General features: G+C 36.6%; 17 protein-coding genes and 1 other RNA gene. 8 read left to right on the top strand and 10 right to left on the bottom strand.

What is annotated here, in order from left to right; all coding sequences use genetic code 11:
• Window positions 1-59: 59 nt before the first annotated feature.
• On the bottom strand, window positions 60-1,073 hold the full coding sequence (gene pfkA / locus DQM45_RS04835) for a 6-phosphofructokinase (RefSeq protein WP_003083631.1): 1,014 nt from the start codon (window positions 1,071-1,073) through the stop codon (window positions 60-62).
• A gap of 80 nt (window positions 1,074-1,153) precedes the next feature.
• The gene (locus DQM45_RS04830; RefSeq protein WP_003085783.1) at window positions 1,154-4,264 is read right to left on the bottom strand and encodes a DNA polymerase III subunit alpha; all 3,111 of its coding nucleotides are present in this window, start codon (window positions 4,262-4,264) and stop codon (window positions 1,154-1,156) included.
• Window positions 4,265-4,440: 176 nt separating this feature from the next.
• Between DQM45_RS04830 and DQM45_RS04825 the strand changes: the two genes are divergently transcribed.
• From DQM45_RS04825 to DQM45_RS04815, 3 genes are read left to right on the top strand one after another with little or no spacing between them, the layout of a single operon-like run.
• Window positions 4,441-4,809, top strand: a complete 369-nt coding sequence (locus DQM45_RS04825; protein WP_003084209.1) for a GntR family transcriptional regulator — start codon at window positions 4,441-4,443, stop codon at window positions 4,807-4,809.
• A 1-nt stretch (window position 4,810) separates the two neighbouring features.
• Window positions 4,811-5,509: an ABC transporter ATP-binding protein gene (locus DQM45_RS04820; RefSeq protein ID WP_003082769.1), complete on the top strand. Its 699-nt coding sequence runs from the start codon at window positions 4,811-4,813 to the stop codon at window positions 5,507-5,509.
• Between the two features lie 9 nt (window positions 5,510-5,518).
• Entirely contained in the window at window positions 5,519-6,298 is a 780-nt protein-coding gene (locus DQM45_RS04815; protein WP_003082881.1) for a hypothetical protein, read from the top strand.
• Between the two features lie 57 nt (window positions 6,299-6,355).
• On the opposite strand, the gene DQM45_RS04810 is transcribed toward DQM45_RS04815, so the two are convergent.
• On the bottom strand, window positions 6,356-6,967 hold the full coding sequence (locus tag DQM45_RS04810; RefSeq protein ID WP_039984875.1) for a TVP38/TMEM64 family protein: 612 nt from the start codon (window positions 6,965-6,967) through the stop codon (window positions 6,356-6,358).
• Between the two features lie 92 nt (window positions 6,968-7,059).
• Between DQM45_RS04810 and ssrA the strand changes: the two genes are divergently transcribed.
• The 5 genes from ssrA to DQM45_RS04785 all read left to right on the top strand — a co-directional run bounded on the left by ssrA (window position 7,060) and on the right by DQM45_RS04785 (window position 9,782).
• Window positions 7,060-7,407: a transfer-messenger RNA gene (ssrA, locus tag DQM45_RS04805) on the top strand.
• A gap of 131 nt (window positions 7,408-7,538) precedes the next feature.
• A complete protein-coding gene (locus DQM45_RS04800) occupies window positions 7,539-8,162 on the top strand; it encodes a DUF3862 domain-containing protein (RefSeq protein WP_003083259.1) in 624 nt (207 codons plus the stop codon).
• A 510-nt stretch (window positions 8,163-8,672) separates the two neighbouring features.
• Window positions 8,673-8,912 carry a hypothetical protein gene (locus tag DQM45_RS04795; RefSeq protein WP_003085330.1) on the top strand — a complete coding sequence of 80 codons (240 nt, stop codon included), beginning with the start codon at window positions 8,673-8,675 and terminating at the stop codon, window positions 8,910-8,912.
• A 38-nt stretch (window positions 8,913-8,950) separates the two neighbouring features.
• Complete coding sequence (locus DQM45_RS04790; protein WP_003085320.1) at window positions 8,951-9,481, top strand: hypothetical protein; 531 nt, start codon at window positions 8,951-8,953, stop codon at window positions 9,479-9,481.
• Window positions 9,426-9,782, top strand: a complete 357-nt coding sequence (locus DQM45_RS04785) for a hypothetical protein (protein ID WP_039984527.1) — start codon at window positions 9,426-9,428, stop codon at window positions 9,780-9,782. The genes DQM45_RS04790 and DQM45_RS04785 overlap by 56 nt, the downstream gene beginning before the upstream one ends.
• Before the next feature lie 61 nt (window positions 9,783-9,843).
• Here the strand turns inward: DQM45_RS04785 and DQM45_RS10290 are convergent, their stop codons facing one another.
• From DQM45_RS10290 to DQM45_RS04750, 7 genes are read right to left on the bottom strand one after another with little or no spacing between them, the layout of a single operon-like run.
• Window positions 9,844-11,025 (bottom strand): peptidoglycan amidohydrolase family protein, encoded by a 1,182-nt coding sequence (locus DQM45_RS10290; protein WP_003083904.1) that lies wholly within the window; start codon window positions 11,023-11,025, stop codon window positions 9,844-9,846.
• Between the two features lies 1 nt (window position 11,026).
• The gene (locus DQM45_RS04775) at window positions 11,027-11,359 is read right to left on the bottom strand and encodes a phage holin (protein WP_003082713.1); all 333 of its coding nucleotides are present in this window, start codon (window positions 11,357-11,359) and stop codon (window positions 11,027-11,029) included.
• Window positions 11,359-11,682, bottom strand: a complete 324-nt coding sequence (locus DQM45_RS04770) for a hypothetical protein (protein ID WP_003083449.1) — start codon at window positions 11,680-11,682, stop codon at window positions 11,359-11,361. The genes DQM45_RS04775 and DQM45_RS04770 overlap by 1 nt, the downstream gene beginning before the upstream one ends.
• Before the next feature lie 10 nt (window positions 11,683-11,692).
• On the bottom strand, window positions 11,693-11,851 hold the full coding sequence (locus tag DQM45_RS04765) for a CD1375 family protein (RefSeq protein WP_003085875.1): 159 nt from the start codon (window positions 11,849-11,851) through the stop codon (window positions 11,693-11,695).
• Between the two features lie 28 nt (window positions 11,852-11,879).
• The gene (locus DQM45_RS04760) at window positions 11,880-12,209 is read right to left on the bottom strand and encodes a DUF1366 domain-containing protein (protein ID WP_003082983.1); all 330 of its coding nucleotides are present in this window, start codon (window positions 12,207-12,209) and stop codon (window positions 11,880-11,882) included.
• A 13-nt stretch (window positions 12,210-12,222) separates the two neighbouring features.
• Complete coding sequence (locus tag DQM45_RS04755; RefSeq protein WP_003085338.1) at window positions 12,223-14,244, bottom strand: DUF859 family phage minor structural protein; 2,022 nt, start codon at window positions 14,242-14,244, stop codon at window positions 12,223-12,225.
• Window positions 14,245-14,256: 12 nt separating this feature from the next.
• On the bottom strand, window positions 14,257-18,513 hold the full coding sequence (locus DQM45_RS04750) for a glucosaminidase domain-containing protein (protein WP_003082615.1): 4,257 nt from the start codon (window positions 18,511-18,513) through the stop codon (window positions 14,257-14,259).

Genomic DNA, 18,513 nt, shown 5'->3' with positions numbered 1-18,513 from the left:
TTATTTTTTTGTCGACTGTCGACGTTTAACAAAAATTAATTATAGCTTATAGCTTGCTTTTATCTTGAAAGTGAACGATTTAATTTAGCAAAATCAAGACGTGCTTTATGTGGATTATTAACAATAATCTTACCATCTTCAGCTAGAGTGAATAAAGCACCTTCTTCGGCAGTCCCAAGGATTGGGCTTTCAACTAGTTCTTCATTGTGAATTCCCACTGCCAAACCGCCTCGGCCTTCTTTAAGAAGTTTAACAGCATGAGCTCCTAATCGTGAAGCTAGAACTCGGTCACGTGCAGTTGGTGAACCGCCCCGCAAAATATGTCCTAGGTTTGTTACACGTAAGTCACTCTTATCTCCAGCAGCTTTAAGTTTTTCAGCAAATTCAGCACCACTCATAACACCTTCTGCAAGAACAATAATATGATGGTTTTTACCTTGTTTTTTGAAGTCATTTTCAATGGTTTCAGCAACTTGTTTAATATCAAAACCTTCTTCAGGTACAATAATCTGATCAGCACCACTTGAAATACCTGCCCAAAGAGCAATATCTCCTGCGTTACGTCCCATAACTTCAACAACAAATGTACGGCCATGACTTGAAGAAGTATCACGTAATTTGTCAATGGCTTCAACCGCAGTATTTACAGCTGTGTCAAAACCAATTGTAAAATCAGTGCCAGCAATATCATTATCAATTGTTCCAGGAACTCCTACTGCAGGGAAGCCGTGTTCTGTCAAGCGCATTGCACCATGATATGAACCATCTCCACCAATAACAACCACACCTTCGATGTTATTTTTCTTAAGTTGTTCAATACCAGCTAATTGACCTTCTAATTGTGCAAATTCTGGATAACGAGCAGAGTATAAGAAAGTTCCTCCACGGGAAATTTTGTCGCCAACGTCTCTAGAACTGATAGGGAAAATGTCACCAGCAACCAAACCTGCGTAACCATGGTTAACTCCATAAACTTCCATACCTTCTGAGATTGCTTTACGAACAACCGCGCGGATAGCAGCGTTCATACCAGGGGCATCACCACCACTTGATAAAACAGCAATACGTTTCATTTTTTTGGTACTCCTTTAATTAATTTAACGTTCCCATTATAGCATATTCCCTTGCAAATTTCTTCACTATTAGGCTAAAATTATCGAAAAACCGTTTTCACAACTAATTCTTCAAGTGCCTCCTCTAATTCTGGACTACCATCTACAAGAATATGGCTTAATTGAAGTGTTTCCTTGGTCTTTTGATAATGGATCACAACAGGATATTGGCCCGTAAACTCTCCTAAAATTTTAGCAATCCGCTGATCATTTTCATGACTCTCAAGCAGAATCCAGTATTTCTTTTGATTAGCTAAAGTGATTGTTTGCACAACAATTTGTAGACGATTGTCACGCTCCTTTACCCTTCCTTGGATAAATACCATCTGCCCCTCTGTCAAAAGATGTTTAAACTGCAAAAATTCTTGGGGAAATACCGTAACATCAATTTTTTTCTTAGTATCAGTTACAGTTAGGAAAGCCATTTGTTGACCACTACTTTTCGTACGGATAATCCTTACCTTTTCAATCTGAACAAGAACGGTTTGGTCACTATCTTTAAGAAGCTTTATTATTGGCGTAAATTCTTGATCTGTTTTTTCAGCAATTTCTAGTAAAGGATGTGGGCTAAGACCAATACCAATATAAGTTTCTTCTAACTGGTATTTTTCTCTATTTGAAAAATCATCACAGTCCACCCAACTAAAGGATGAGTCCGCAAAAAGAGAACCAAGTTCCGAAACAAAAATCAATAATCCGTCCAAATTTTTTAAAATTTTTCTACGATTAGGTTCAAAGAGATCAAATAAACCAATAGCGAATAGAGGTTCCAGTAAGTCTTTTTTTTGGTACTTAGCGGGTAAGGCACTTAGAAAGGACTCAATACTCGAAAAAGGGCGTTTTTCAATAATCCAATAAGCTAAATCACGTGGTAGTCCCTTAATATTTTTCAATCCCATATAAATCTTATTTGCATCAATTTTATCATTATACGGAATATTATTAATGGTCAAGGGTACCACTTTAAAATCTGATTCTAAGGCATCACTGATATAATCACTATTTGAATAATTCATAATGACATCATAGAAAACTGCCGGATAATGCGCTTTAAAATAGGCCAACTGAAAAGCTAAAGCGGAATAAGCAAAGGCATGACTTCTATTAAAACCGTAACCTGCAAACTTCTCCATCCTATTAAATAAAAGCTTAGCTGTATCTTCAGAACGACCAAGTTTGATGGCACCTTCCAGAAAGTCATTCTCCATTTTTTTCATTTCTGATAGATTCTTTTTGGACATAGCTCTGCGGAGAAGGTCGGCTTTGCCTAAAGTAAAACCGGCAAAAACTTGTGCAATTTGCATAACTTGCTCTTGATAAAGCATAATGCCATAAGTCGGTTCCAAGATAGGTGCAATGATAGGATCAATTAAATCAATTTTTTCTTGTCCTCTTCTACGCTTAATAAAATTATTAGTATAGTCGCTTGCCCCTGGCCTATTTAAACTCGTTGTCGCAACAATTTCTTCAAATCGCTCAGGTTTAATCCGTTTCAATAAGCTGATGGCACCGCTTTGTTCAAATTGAAAAATACCTTTAGTATCACCCTTAGCAAACAACTCTAGCGTTTTTGGATCTTCCAAGTCAATATCTTCGATGATAATTTCTTTTCCAAAGTCTTTAGCAACTTTCTCTTTCATTTTTTGCACAAATGTTAGATTTCTTAAGCCAAGAAAATCCATTTTCAAAAGACCATTTGCTTCCACTGCTGGAGCATCATACTGCGTCACCATCATTTCTATTCCTTCTTTCAAAGGAATATGGTCTGTCAAAAGATCATCACTCATAACAATTCCTGCAGCATGAATAGATGTTTGTCTAGGATTACCTTCAATTCGTTTGGCTATTTCAAATGCCTTTTGAAATTCTAAGCGACTATTGATTGTTTGGCGAAAACTTATGTTTTTGTCGTAGATAGATGCCAAAGTATCTTTAAAGGCTATTTTCTTGCTTAAATTGCTAATCTCGTATTCAGGGACTCCAAACCGTTTAAAGACATCTCTAATAGCTTGTTTAGCTCCGAAAGTTGAAAAGGTTACAATTTGAGCAGAATGATCACTACCATAACGATTTCGAACATAGTGTAAGAATTCTGAACGATAAATATCTGGTAAATCAATATCAATATCGGGCATACTGTAACGCTCTTTGTTTAAAAAGCGTTCAAAAAGCAGATTATTCTTAACAGGATCAATACCAGTAATATTCAATGCATAAGCAACCAAACTACCCGCTGCAGAGCCACGTCCCATGCCCATATAATAGCCCTTACTACGCCCAAAACGGAGCAAGTCCCAAACGATCAAGAAATAGTCATCAAAGCCCATGTCCGAGATAATTTGAAGCTCCTTTTTCAAGCGCTCTTGATAAATTTCTTGCCACAGACCTTTTTCCTTTAAACCGGTTTCGGTTAATTCTCTTAGTTCATCTTTAGCTACCTTTTGACGATTAAACCTTGGTAATTTAAAATCATGATTAAAATCATAATGAATATCTTTTAATAAATCAGTTAAATGGTTATTGATGCCTGGATAAAGCTCCTCAAACTTTTGTGAAACTTCCCTTGGATCTTTCAGATATTGCCCAGCTTCTACGACCTTCGTTTCTGCAAGCGTTACATTGTCCCGAATAGCGTGTAAAACTTGCAAGGTCTCCCTTTCAGAATCAGCAAAATATCGTACAGTTCGTAAAGGCACTAGCTTTTGCAGAGGGAGGGGCTGAGCCAGTTCAGTCTCCTCAAAAACACCAGTGAAGTAAGGAAATCCAAGATTTATATCATGTAAATGTGACCTATAGGGCAGTATGACTATCAAACCTTCAAGAAAATCTTTAATTTTCTCAGGACTAAAGCCAGCCGACATACGCAGAGTCGAAATTTTTAAGAGGTTTTGATATCCCAAATTATTTTTTGCAATGAGATATAAAGCTTCCTCATTTCCATTAATTGGGAAATCAATCGCTAACCCTAAAATAGGTTGCAAACCAGCCTTTTGAGTCTTAATAATAAAATGATACGCCGCATATAAACAATCTTTATCCATGATGCCAATTGATTGATAACCAATCTTCTTAGCTTCTGAGATGTAATGGTCTAAGTCAATTAAACTATCCATAAAAGAATATACCGTTTTGGTATCTAATTGTGCAAACATGGCTTCTCCTTGAAATGATTTCTTCTATTATACTATGAAATTGATTACTGTGCTCCCTTTTTATATTTCATAACTGTCTAAGTATAATTTAGAAATTAATAAGTTGACTTTTACTCTTTTTTTCTGTACTATTTATGTAGTACAAGTGATGCTTAATCACAAAGAGAGGAGACCGTATGTCTTGGAATTTTGATGAAAAATCGCCGATCTATGCTCAGATTGCACAACATATCAAAATGCAAATTGTCAGCCATGAGATTAATATTGGTCAACAATTACCAACTGTACGAGAATATGCGGAAACTGCTGGTGTTAACCCTAATACCATGCAACGAGCTTTCACCGAATTAGAACGTGAAGGCATTGTTTATTCCCAACGCACAGCTGGTCGTTTTGTAACGGATAATCAAGCATTAATTGCAGAAAAACGTCGTGAATTGTCTCGAAGTGAACTTGAATCCTTCGTTAGCAATATGGTAAAAATTGGCTTTGATAAGTCACAAATTATACCAGAACTTGAAGATTTTCTAAAGGAGGATTCTTAGGATGTCACAACTTTTACAGCTACACCATGTTTCAAAAGCTTTCAAAGGTAAAAAGGTTATAGATGATCTAACACTGACAATCCCATCTGGAAAAATCATTGGCTTACTTGGACCTAATGGCTCTGGAAAAACGACATTGATTAAGTTAATTAATGGTCTAATCCAACCTAACAAAGGTGATATTGTTATTGACGGCTATCGTCCTTCAATTGATACAAAGAAAATTATTTCTTATTTACCTGACACATCCTATTTGCGAGAGGATATGAAAATCTCAGATATCATTGACTACTTCAGTGATTTTTACGAAGACTTTGATGTTACTAAAGCTCATAGCTTACTGCGTGATCTTCATTTAAACCTAAATGATCATCTCAAAAATCTCTCAAAAGGGAATAAGGAAAAAGTGCAATTGATTCTTGTGATGAGTCGTAAAGCAAAACTTTACATTCTTGATGAACCAATTGGTGGTGTTGATCCTGCTGCTCGTGATTATATTTTGAAAACAATTATTAATAACTACAGCGAAGATGCTACCGTTCTCATTTCCACCCACCTTATTTCTGATATTGAACCTATTCTTGACGAAGTCATTTTTCTTAAAGATGGACAAGTTGTTATTACAGGGGCAGTAGATGAGTTGAGAGAAAGCCACGCTATGTCCATTGACACTCTCTTTAGAAACACTTACAAAGTATAGGAGGAAGCAATGTTTGGAAAATTATTAAAATATGAGTTCAGATCAGTAGGTAAGTGGTACTTTGGATTGAACGCTGGAATAGTTGCAATTGCTGCCATTCTATCATTTGTTATAAAAATATTAGTAAAGAAAAATCCTGATATCAGCCTTTTTTCAAAATTCTTACCTTTTTCACTTATCCTTATTTTTGGAGCCCTAATTGCTGGCTCTCTTCTAGCAACTTTATTAATTATTATTAACCGATTTAACAAAAACATTTATGGGCGTGAAGGTTATCTAACAATGACCTTACCCGTATCGGAGCATAAGCTGATTCTAGCGAAATTATTATCCTCAGTTACTTACAGTTTCTTTAACCTTTTGATGTTAGCAGTCGCCTTCGCTATTTTAATTCTACCTCAATTTGATAAAGCAGACCTTCTAAAAGGTATTAACGAAATATTAAAAGTTGCTCCTCAACATATGAACCTTATTGCTTTTATTTGTGTTACGATAATATTATCAACCCTATCTAGTATTCTTGCCTTTTATTTCGCTATTTCAATTGGTCAGTTATTTTCCAACCGCCGTGGATTAAAAGCTTTTATAGCGTACTTCTGCGTTCAAATTACTCTCAGCATTATCTTCACATATATCAACACAAATCTTTTAGGGCTTGGTTTTAATCAAGAGGTTGATTATACAAGTAATTATTACTTCTTAATCTCTTCTCTAGAAGGATTCTTCCAAATTATTCTCTACTATTTTGGAACACATTTCATTATGAAGTATAAGCTCAATTTACAATAATACTAAAACTAATTACAAACAAAAAAGGCGGGAACCTATCCTGACCTTTTTTATTATTTATTTAAAGAAAAATTTAATGATATCTTTCCCAAAAATGAAAAGGTAACTATAACCGATGATTGATATTGGCTTTGCAATCATCATAATTGTCATGAAGCGTTTGACCGACATATTTGTTAGAGCAGTAATCATAACCATAATATCTGCTGGAGCTATCGGAGAGACCATGCAAAAAATAAAAAGTTTTTCGTAACCAGGTGTCTCCAATTTTTTTTCATACTTATAGAACGTTTTTTCATCGAGAAAAAGGAGAATAAACTTCTTCCCATAAATTCGAACTAGAATAAACAGAATGTAACTCCCGATCAATATCCCAAAATAATTGAGTAAGAAACCTTTAACGGGACCAAAAATAAGAAATCCAAAAACAGTTGTTATCCCACCAGGAATGACTGGAAAAACAATTTGAAAAATTTGGATGATAATAAAAATGAAGGGGCCCCAAAATTTGTATTGGTTGATAACATCTTTCAATACATTTTTATCATTAAATATACCCATCTTATATAACCAAAAAGCTAAAACAAAGGACCCTATGAGAGCTATAATTCCCAAGACTTTAAATAGTTGCTGAAAAAAGGCGTAGGCTTTCGGATTCTTGATTTTCATGCTTTTATCATACCATAAGATAGATAATTTTGCCATACGAAATATTTTCTGATATAATAATTCTTGTAAGTTTTTCTTACCCTTTTAGCAAAGGGGTTGTTACGGATTCGACAGGCATTATGAGACATGTTCTGCGACCCATCGGCAGATGTAAAATGCCAGTTAAATATAACTGCAAAAAATACAAACTCTTACGCTTTAGCTGCCTAAAAACCAGCTAGCGTGACTTCTGCAAGATTGCTTGTGTCCTGTTAGAAGTCTCAAAATAACAAGCTACGTTTAAGGTAGTGTCTGCTGCCTTAAAAAGAGAGTTTTAGACTCGCAAGGTAATGGCTTGAGTTATGTGTCCTTACCTTGTTAAATCAAAACATAACCTATGGTTGTAGACGAATATGTTGGCAGGTGTTTGGACGTGGGTTCGACTCCCACCAGCTCCATTAAAACTTACTGAACCCTTACCTGTAAGGGTTTTATTTTTTAGACCTTCACCTGAGTTACATTGGTGCTTAACTCAAACCTGATCAAAATCTGTTATAACAGATACAATATTAATGGAGAAATAATTTAAACTATGAAAAAAAGTTCATTCATTTTGACACTACTCCTTCCTGTTCTTTGCTTTAGTATGGTGGCCTGTGGCAAAAATTCCGAAAATAAGACATCATCTAAGGATAAACCGTCACTAATCGCTAAGTCTCAAGAAACAGCTCCTCATCAAGACAAGCGACTTGCTTTTGAGAAAATTCATATTGCTAGCGCTGATCAGGAATTCAAAGGAGGATCCTCCATCGAGGACTTAACAAGTTTATTTGGAAATCCAAGTAAACACGAAAAAAAACCTGCTGGTAATGTTGCCCTCGATAATTACACTTGGACATTTGATAAAGTCACTATCCAAGCAAATATGTATCAAAACTCTACCATTGTCAAATCCATTGCTAATTTTGCTTTTAATAGAAAACCCAAAATCTCTCTAAAAGACTATAATAAGCTTCAAAAAGGCATGACTTATAATCAAGTGACAAAAATATTAACTGAGCCAGATGATTATACTCATGCGAGTTCTAGCGATAAAATACAACTACAAGCTGTTTGGATTAGTGGTTTAAAAACAAATACACAAGGAAGCCACATTAACCTCCTATTCGAAAATGATAAACTTATCCAACTTAGCCAAAGAGGACTTCTAAAATAGACTCGATATAACAAATAAAGCATTAGCTTACAGCTAATGCTTTATTTGTACTTAAAAGTTATGAAATTTAAATCCACCTTGAGAGAATTTTGATAATAAAATAGTATATTATATAGGAAGAAAGTTTTTAAGAATAGTATTTTTTAACTATTTTAAACTATAACTTTTAAAATATTTTGGACAAAATTTGGACAAAATTTTTTGTATTCTTCTCATTTGCCGTTCTAACCGACTTATCGCAGTAAGTCCATTTTACAAGACTCAAAACAAAAACCAGTGCTCCTCAGCCCACTTTAAAAATTCGTCTGAATTGTCACGCTTCCACTCTTTAAACTTTATAATTAATTCTGCCATTTTTATTCCTCCTATTTTATTATTCGAAAAATATTTAAAAAAGTTTTAAAAAGGTATTGACTCGGGTGCTACCTAATGTTATAATAAATATGTAAGTAAGACAAAGGCTTACAAAAAAATAAATCGCAAGGCCTGCAAGAGGCTGAGGAGGAAAATATGAAATACTTTACAACTGACATCGAAAATCTTGAAAACATCACAATCTTTGAAGAGTTTGGTTTTAACTTTGAAGAATCAGAAGACGGAATTTGGTACACAGAAGATAAAGCGATGTTTGACTGGTGGAATGAACTTGCTCAAGCAATCGAATTTTTAAACGATAACGGTATTGATGCAGAAACTAGCGAACTAGCGGACTACGTAACAGTTGCTAAAGAAAACGGATTTGAATTTTAATTAAGAGGGGCGGCAGCCCCTCTTTGTTGGTAAAAACCATGAGAAAATTAGATTTAACAGGGAAAACATTTAATCGCTTAACGGTTATTAAAGAAGTTCCAAACTCGAGAAAGGACACGTACTGGTTATGCCAGTGTTCCTGTGGAAAAATTGTTGAAGTTAAGGGAACTGCTATTAAAAACGGAACAACAAAATCATGCGGCTGCTTGGCTTTAGAAATCGCTCAAAACCTAGCTAAAGAAACCGGAACAGTAGAAAATGCACATGATGGGTATAACAAAAAACGTGTTGATGGCATTGCTACTTTTTTGATTAACGATAAGATACAAAAAAATAACAAGACTGGTTATAAAGGTGTTTTGCAATATAGATTAGCTGACGGATCGGCAAGGTTCCAAAGTTATTTAACTGTTGGCGGTAAAAATTACAGCAAAAAAGGCTTTAATACACCAGAAGAAGCTTATAATTATCGTCTAAAACTAATTGAAAAATATGTACCAAAGGAGAGACAAAATGACAAAAACAACAGCACAACGCAAAAAATCAATTTATATCAACGGAGCACTTGAAAAGGTTTATGATGAGTGCAGCAACGGCATGCGCAATCGTACGTTTAGCGGTCGTGTCATGGATATTGCAGAGCGTTATGATGTTTTGATGGGGTTAACAGAGATTCCAGAGTTGACACCACAACAGCAAATGATTTTAGGTGAGGCTGTCCTCGGTGCTTTTATGGACCGCAACAAAATCAGATATTTGCATGACGCTATTGCAGATACAGAGATTGACGGATGTCTTGGTTTAGCAAAAATTGTTAGAGACTTAGACTACACACAGCGCCTAAAATTGATAGAGTCGATTAATATTTGAGCAGCTAATATTGCTGCTTTTTTAAACACAAAAAAACCGCCCTCAATTAAGAGAGCGGTTTTTACATATCTGTTGCATCAACTAAGTAGCTATCTTCTACCCATTGAGCTGATTGTGGAGCGCCTATTCTTGCCCAGCCGTTTAATTTCTCGTAAACTCTGACACGAGTTCCAGCTTTTAAAAGCTCTTTGTCCTCTGAATTTACATCAGGTTTAGACTCGACGTAATAATCCTCAGAAACTGTAGCCTCGTAATAAGGCATATTTGAATTACTTAGCGGAGTATTTACATCTAGCTCTCTCTCAAACTGTGATACGACTGTTTGTTGATTAACTGGTGCTGATCCCGAACCTGTGTATCTGTACAAATATTCATACGGTTGGCCATTTGCGTACCAAATCTCATTATAATCATTAACTGTAATGCCATTATATCCATAATTACAATGGATGATATTGCTATCATCAAGGAACATAAATGTATGACCACCTGAACCTGCTGAGTAGCCACGCTTCCCCCAAATTCCAATATCTCCACGTTTGGGATAAAGCAACTCATTTTCTGCAACTAACTGATATCCGTTTTTGACTAACCATTCGTGCTCATACTCTGTATTTACTGCCCAACCATTGTCTGACGCCCCTGCTGATCGTAAAGCGAAATAAATAGAGCTAGAGCAGTCATAAGAGCTTGGACCGTTTCGATAGTCCATTGAGTAAGTTACTTTCCCTTGCCTCGCTGACATCCAAGCAATAGCTTGTTCTGTGTTAATTGTCATTGCATTTTCTCCTTTTCCAATAACTTCCTCATCCCATTTTTGTAAGTCGTTTTCCTCAATCAGCTGTATAAGCAGTTCAGCATATCCACTCGCTGTGGCATAACCTGCGGCTTTAATAGCATGACAGGCTTTTTTATAGTCAGTCTCACCGATAACTGCTTTGTAGCGTGGATTATCGTTTAAAAACTTGCCATGATCCAAAATGCTATCAGTCCAACTGTCATAAGCTCTAAATCTATCTACAATATCAGTCATAACCCCTGGCTGATACTCCTCCTGAGTTTTGGTATTAAAAGACTTTCCAGTCCAGCTTGCGTCCGCTTTAATACCAAATAAAGCGTTATGCGGAGCATGCTTGCCCCAACCGCTCTCTAAAATGGCTTGTGCCGCTGTTAAAGATGGGAGAATTTTGTACTGCTCCCATCCTTTTAGACAGCCTGCTTTTATATCATCTAAAAATGACATATTATTGACCTTTCCAATTGTCGTTCATTCTTTTCACAGCTGCTTCAATAAACATTTCCATGTCTTGATTGCTTAAATAAATATTATGCTTAGATAATTCATTTTGCATGCTGATTTTAGCTTCTGTGAGTTTGTCTAGACCTTTGATATCTTTGTCGTATGCAATCTGTTCTACTGCTTCGACTGCGTTTTTTGCGACGATTTCGGCGATTTTAACAGACTTTTCCCCACCCTTTTTGAGCAAGTACTCTTTAACGTATTTAACTAAAATACCAATGACAATAGTAATAATTGTCATTGATGCGCTAACGATTGTTTGTTGTAATTCTTCCATTATTTTTTCTCCTCTTTTACTTTCCAGAGCGTTTTTAATTGCTCGTCGTGACTAATAAGTCTGTCTTCCACAGTTCCGATGCGCGCCTCGTGTTGATCTTGGACTTTTTGTAATTGTTCACGGTGCAGCTTAGAAGTCTGGAAATTATATTGATTTTCTTTGAGGCCATCTGACAATTTGTTGATAGCTTCTTGTAGTGCTTGCATTGCATGTTTGTTGTTGTCTAAAACGTTTTTAACTGGCGCTGATACCCATTTTAAAAAAATGAGTATCGCAGTAAACGCAATGCACCACTGACTGATAGCAGTTAAATCTATAATCATAGTCACTCCTCTATTTAGCTAAAATCATTTCCAAATGTTCTTCGTCGCACATAAGAGCCAACTGTGCCTTAACTTTGTTGTTAATGTACTCCGAAAACTCTTTTTTCAAAAACTGTGACCAACTCATGTTATCGTAGTATAAGTCTGTAGCAAATAATTTAATCATCATATCTATCCCTTCTTTCCCATAAATAAATTTAACTAAGTACCATAAAATCTTCATCATTTAAAGTCCCTTTTTTATAAAGTATATTAATAAGCTCTATTAAAGACTGTGTACCAGTTGATGTTTTTGCGCTAAGCTCTGTCATCTTCTCAGTCTGTGCTTTGTCTTTGTACTTTTCGTCATAAAAGATTTGCTCACATTTCTCGAGTGTTTCAGCAAAAGTTTTATTGTCAAAATCAGGTGGCAAGTCAAAAGTTAAACTACCTTTAACATGTGGCAAATCAACTTCAATTATTGATGTCACACCTGTGATACTTTTGTCCTCAAGCTCTTTGGGGAATTTTGTAATAACTTTAAACATGTTATCTCCTTTCTTAGATTGCCCACGAAATTTGGCCCCTGTAATTGTTTTTATAAGCGCCAGGATTTAGCCACTCGATTAATCCGTTGTCATTGACTTGGATCTGTATTTGCTTATCAACAGCAGTTGTCCAACCTGTGATATCAAACATCATAGCTCTCGGCGTTAGTGTTGTTGGCATATTCCCAGCGCTAAGTCTCGTGACGCCATTAGATGCAAAATCATATCTCAGGTATACAACATCACCAACTTGTTTATAGTAAAAACTATTACCAATGTTTACCCATCCAGTGTTAATTTGACTTGGGCTGTTTGCTGTGATAATTGGTATCCACGCCCCCCAAACTCCATTGCTACAAATGCGATATGAATGTATAACCCCTGAAAAATCAGTTACTGTTTGCTTAACCCACAAATCATTGTGTCTCTGCACGATTATGTGAAACCACGTATGAGCGCCGGTCTCAGCCGAGGGTAAGTTTGTTGTAGCTGAACGATACGCCATATAAAACCCAGTGGTTTTTAAATTGTTTATATCCCCAGAAAAAATTATTGCAGTCCCGTCTTCTTGCGTTATTTGCATCTGTTGGACTGGTTTCCCATTACTATAATACTTTCCAGTTATGTAAGCATCGCCGATTGCATCAACTGCACCTTTTTCCCACTTTTTATTTATTCCAACTCCGCTTTTAGCTGGACTGCCAGCATCCATAAGCGTTAACGCTTTAAACTGTGATGACACTGGTACTTTTTTGGAGTCAGCAATGCCAAAAGCGTCGGTTATTGTGCCGTAAACATCAAATGATTTTGCATTGTCAAATGTACCAGATAAAACAAATTGTTGAGAGATTAACTCATATTTGCTTGTATAAGTCGTACTAGCGCTTGAAGTGTCAATTGTAAATGTTTGTGTGCCAGATGGAGCCGTTTTAAAGCTGAGAATCATCTTGTTTTTTTGCACACCACCTATTAAAAGCGGACTAACAGAGGCTGTCACGGTAACAACAATTTGATTAGCGTTTACTGCTCCTCTATCAGTTTTAAAGTCAATAGATGTACCTTTATACTCTAATACATTAATAGTAGTCCTAAATGGGTCGGAGACTTGTCCTCGGCTATCTGTAACAGTAGCCTCAACAGTTGCTTGACCAAACCATTTTAAAACACCAAATGCCCCACCGTTACTATAGACAGCTTGGTCTTTACCAACTATCTTAGCTGTGTAGGTCTCGATTGTTGAGCCATAAGCACCAATTGCACCATTAAAGGTAACAGATGGATTCGATACGATTTGGATAAAATTATTAGCCCCAACAATTGCTGGGACTTTTGTATTTGTATCTGTAATTGTTAATCCAGCTATTTGGGGCTTGATTGTGACTGGCACATTTAAAGTAAATTGCGTCTCCGATGTACCAATAACCGTGCTACCCGATTTTGTATCAACTATAATTTTTCCGCTTGCCGTTTTGGTGTTTGGGATTTTTGTCATCCAATCCAATTGTGTTGCAAGTGTCGCAGATGTTGCAACATTACTTGCTACCGTACCAGATAATCCTTCAAATTCATATCTAACATCATGTGTAAAACTTGCATCAGAGCGATTAATCGTGATTGCCAAAGTATCGCCAAAATATCCGCTAGTTGATGTAACAGAGCTTGCTCTTGCAATTTTTGTTAACTCAAAATTTTTATCACTAATAGTTAGCGTTGATGGCGCAAATCCGCCTGGTCCATTTAATTTAGCAGCCACTACGACTGTCTTATTACCGTTTGAGTCATGAGGTATCTCAATAGTTTTGTCAATAAGCAAGTAATTACTGTTAGCCCCTAGAGCTGATGGAGCTGTAAAGTCATACTTGCTACCAACCCAAGCGTAACCGCCAAAACTATATTGAGCATAGCTGTTAGCACCTGTTGTTAAATACAATCTAAATCTAACCTGACTAGAGTTTTTTGCGGTTGAAGTCGATAACTCGTCAACTATATAAGTTAAGCGATATCCTCTGTCCGCATTACTATAATATGTAGCCATTTAACCTCCTCTCTATATTACTCGTCCAATCATGAGCATTCCATTACCATCCTCCTCAAACAAATAATGTCCGATTTGTAAACGTAATGTAAATACCCCAGATTCGATTTGTAAAAATCCTTGACTAATAAAAGCAGTTTCTGTTCCGCCTGAGTAAAAACTAATTCGGTCAGTTGTCACACGTACGCTTGACGTACCGTCTTTCATTCCGATAATAAGTCCATTTTCAGAGTATGACATATACTGCGTGATAGCTTCGGTGACAAGTGCTATTTCCCCAAGTTTAGCTTGTATTTGTGTGACACGAGTAGATGCTTCAATTAAGGCTTCCTCTGATATACGTTGCCCATTTTTTTGTGCCTCAAGTTGCTCTTTAATGGTATTGACCCAAGTGTTTAACTCTTCTAAACTTGCCTTTGCATCATTTTCCGCCTTTAATAAACGCTGATTTTCCGCTATTAAGTTTAATTGCTCAATGGTAAAATCTTCATCTGCTTTTGAGTCAATTTTAGCGTCGACATCTTCAGGAGCTTTAGACCACTCTGTGTTAAGGTTCCCAGCGTACAAAGCAGGTAAAGCGATATATACGCTATTTACTGAGTCAAAGTTGCGACCTAAAATTAACCACATTGGTGTGTTTTCGGCCTCTGTACTAGCATCACGAATAGTCCATTTTATCCAATAACGTTTCCATTGAGTTGTTAGCTTAAACGCTATTAAACCATCGCCGCCATTTGAATTGTTAAATAATGCGCCTGTACTGGAAACTCCTTTAATTGTTCTGTTCGGTGAATAAAAATGATTGTTAATTGTTACATTATCAACCGAACTCTTAGCATAAAACGAAACTATAAACTCGTTTCCTTCGGGGGCAATTTTCATCGCTTGCCTAAAAGCATCTTGATATGATCCGCTGACTGCTTTTGCAGTCGCAATAGTACCGCCTAAATAAGTCTCAGATGAATTGTTAGCAATAAAGTAATTACCTGATAATGACTTTGTGTTAATCAATAAGTTATTGTTGCCAGTCTTTGCATTAGCAGTCATATCAACCCATTTGTACTTGGTAGGGTCAGTGCTACCTGCTACATTAGTATCTGAGTAGTCACCTTTATACCGTCTTCCTTTTGACTCAGTTGTACTAAAGTCTACTTTGCCATCCTCGCTGTTAGCCCATGCAGTATGCGGATAGTAAGTGTCCCCTTTGTCCCCCTTAGGGCCGACAGCACCTTGTTTAGCTATACCATAGACAATACTGTTGTCTGACAGTGTTGTCTTAGACCATAGATATTGCCCTTCGGGGACACTTGGAATTGTTGTAGACCATGCCCCTGTTGGTGCAACTGTGCCACTCGTTCCTGCTTGATACTCTATTTTTGATACTTTAAGCGATGCTCCAGCAACGCCATCCTTGCCCTGGAAACTGTAAGTTAATTCAATGGTGTCTTCTTTTGTAGAGTCAGTGTAGTCCGTTATTTTTCTAGTCCATAGATAATCACCTTGCCCAGCTACTGGTAAATCAGTCGTCCAAGTTGTCGGTTGAGTGCCAGCTGATTTTGATAAGCCGTAAGTGATTGAAACAGAGTTAACGCCTACACCATCAGTACCGTCTTCAGTATCTGTAAATGATACTTGAGCTGATGCTACTAACTCATCGTTTATATAGGCTTCGACTGTCACATTTAGGACATGGCTAAAGTCGGTTGCTTTTACCAAAAATTGAGGACCCATATCTAAGTGGCTGTCACCGTTTCTGTAAGCAAAAATGGCGTCATACTCTTTTCCATTTTTTTCAAGAGTTGGTGTTAGTAATGACTCACCAATACCGTTTTTAAAAGCAGTACCATTTGATACCGCCAGTCTGATATTATAAGGTGTTGCATCATCATACATACGAAGCATTTCACTAATTAAGTCATCCGAAATTTGGCTAGCTTTTTCAACATAATTACTAAACGTTGTCTTGCTAGCCTTTTTGTTGGTGTCACAAACTACTTGGTCAACTACCCTTGCAGATAAAATTAGCGGTGGCTTATAACCATCATCTTGAATTGTGACAATATCTCCGATGTCTCCGTCGAACCATCCATCAACCTCATAAGTGATTATTGGATAAGCATGCGCTTTGATGTCACGTAGTCCAACAGTTTCAAGCATAGCTGGACTATCCGTATCAACTTCTAAATCTTTCCGAATCCAGTTATCTTTTGTCTCGTTTCCGGATAACACTGAAGGATACCTATTTTTTGACAATGGCGCATAAAACATTCCATCTTTCAGGTAAAATTCAACTTGGCCTTTTGAGTCTTTCCACTCTTTATAGATTGATTTGTCGATAGTTACAATTTGTTCTTCTTCGTAAGTTTCAGTTTGAGCTTCCTGTACTACTTCATCATATGAAATTTGAGTACCGCCTGAAATTTGTTGAGTCGTTGCACCTGTTACAGACATACCCTCTTTAATCTCACGAGGATAACAAACTGTTTGAAGTGTATTTACAAAAGCTGTCTTATTATAAACATTTTCGATAACATACATTCTACCTGCATAATTTTGCTCATAAACAGTAACTTGAGTATCTGTAACACTTTTAATAATCCCAGTATGACCATAAACACCAGTTTGGATAGGTGCTGGAGCAAATGCTCTTACGTTATAAATACCGCCGGCTTTTAAGTTACTTGCCGTTGGGTTTTTATCTAATAACCACTGATAGGAACCCCAAGCATAGTCAGTACCGATTTGTGATGCCGCCACACCTGCGCCAATACGACCTCTAAAGCCAGTGACCCCACCATCGAGTCCAGGGCCATTTAGTTTCATAGCATACCAAGCCGACAACGCATAACATTGCCCTGAACCAACTCTGTGCCCCTTCATCCCTTGAATTTGGTTAAGTACATTGATTGTTTGAGTCGCTCGTTTAGCAACTGTCGTTCCCGTTGTAGTTACTGGTGTTGACCAGATACTGTCGATAGTATTTAAGATATTGTTATTACTCTTATTGATTTGATTTCTCAAAGAGTCCATCGAAATTTTATATCTATCATAACCAACAGCAGCATAATTATATTTTGCCCCGCCAATTGTAAATAATCCTTGAGTAAATGTAGCAAAAGTTTTTTTGCCAACTACATTGTAAATGCCTTGTTTTGCTAAAAGATAAGCATAGTCTTTAAGGTAATCAGCTACACTTGCGAAATGCATGTAATAGCCACCTTCATTTGCAGGTCTTGCACTACCTCTTGAGACTGTGACGCCACTTGGTCGAGTAGTTTGACCAGTCCATGTTAAACCGCCCCAGTTATTGTCCACTCGTGCTACATAACTTGTTCCCCATAATGACTCTGTAAATAGCTGAACAATTAGACCTGATGGAAGAATATTATATAGAACAGCATAATCAATAATTGATTGAACAAAATCCTTCTTCAAAATTTTATCTTGAAGTCGAAGATCACCGCCAACATATGTTTTTCTGTTAGTAACTAGTTTAGTTACTTTTTTTGTAACTGGATTAGAAACAACTCTTGTTCCAGTTACCTTCTTTTTACCAAATGGTTTGACTGCATTATATATCTGAGTCTTATCTACTTTCTTTGTAACACCATCGATGTTTTTATGATATCTAAGCACTCTATCAGTCTTATCTTGACCAACTCCGCTTGAGACGCCTTCTTCATATTCTTTGTAAATGTTAACCTGAAGCATTTTAAAGGTATAGTTGTCATTTAGCTTTGTTTCGAACTCAACCTCTGCATCAAAATTGGTAACAATAGATAAAAGTCTAGCAAGTTTAGTTTCAGTTGCTGTCCACTCAAGTGTGAGTTTCTTGTCTTTAACCTCGTTAACACCAATAGTTAATGCACCGAAGTTAATCATGTCAAATTCAACAAAATATTCTTCCAGTGACATCGCTTTATCAGCTTTGAATGCTGGACAATACTCATTTAGTAATTCAAGGTTTAGGTTTTCACAGTAGCAAGTGATTTTATTTTCAGTTTCTTCAATCCGCATGACGTTAAAAAGTTCAACTTTGCCTTTTTTGTTAATAAAAGAGACAAATGCCTGGTCATTCAAGACGTCATATTTGTGAGAAAGTGGTGTATCACCTAGTAAATTCTTTTTGTAAACAGAAAATTCAAAAACGGACGACCCTGTCATTAAATGTCTTGTCCACTGATCATCAAAAAAGTTCAAGGTTCCTTGTTTCTTATTATCAAGTATTAAGACTGGTTTCAACTCTGAATCATGAATTACTATAATCAT

The organism is Streptococcus porcinus (assembly GCF_900475415.1).
Taxonomy (GTDB): domain Bacteria; phylum Bacillota; class Bacilli; order Lactobacillales; family Streptococcaceae; genus Streptococcus; species Streptococcus porcinus.
This window is presented reverse-complemented; position numbering and strand designations above follow the sequence as displayed.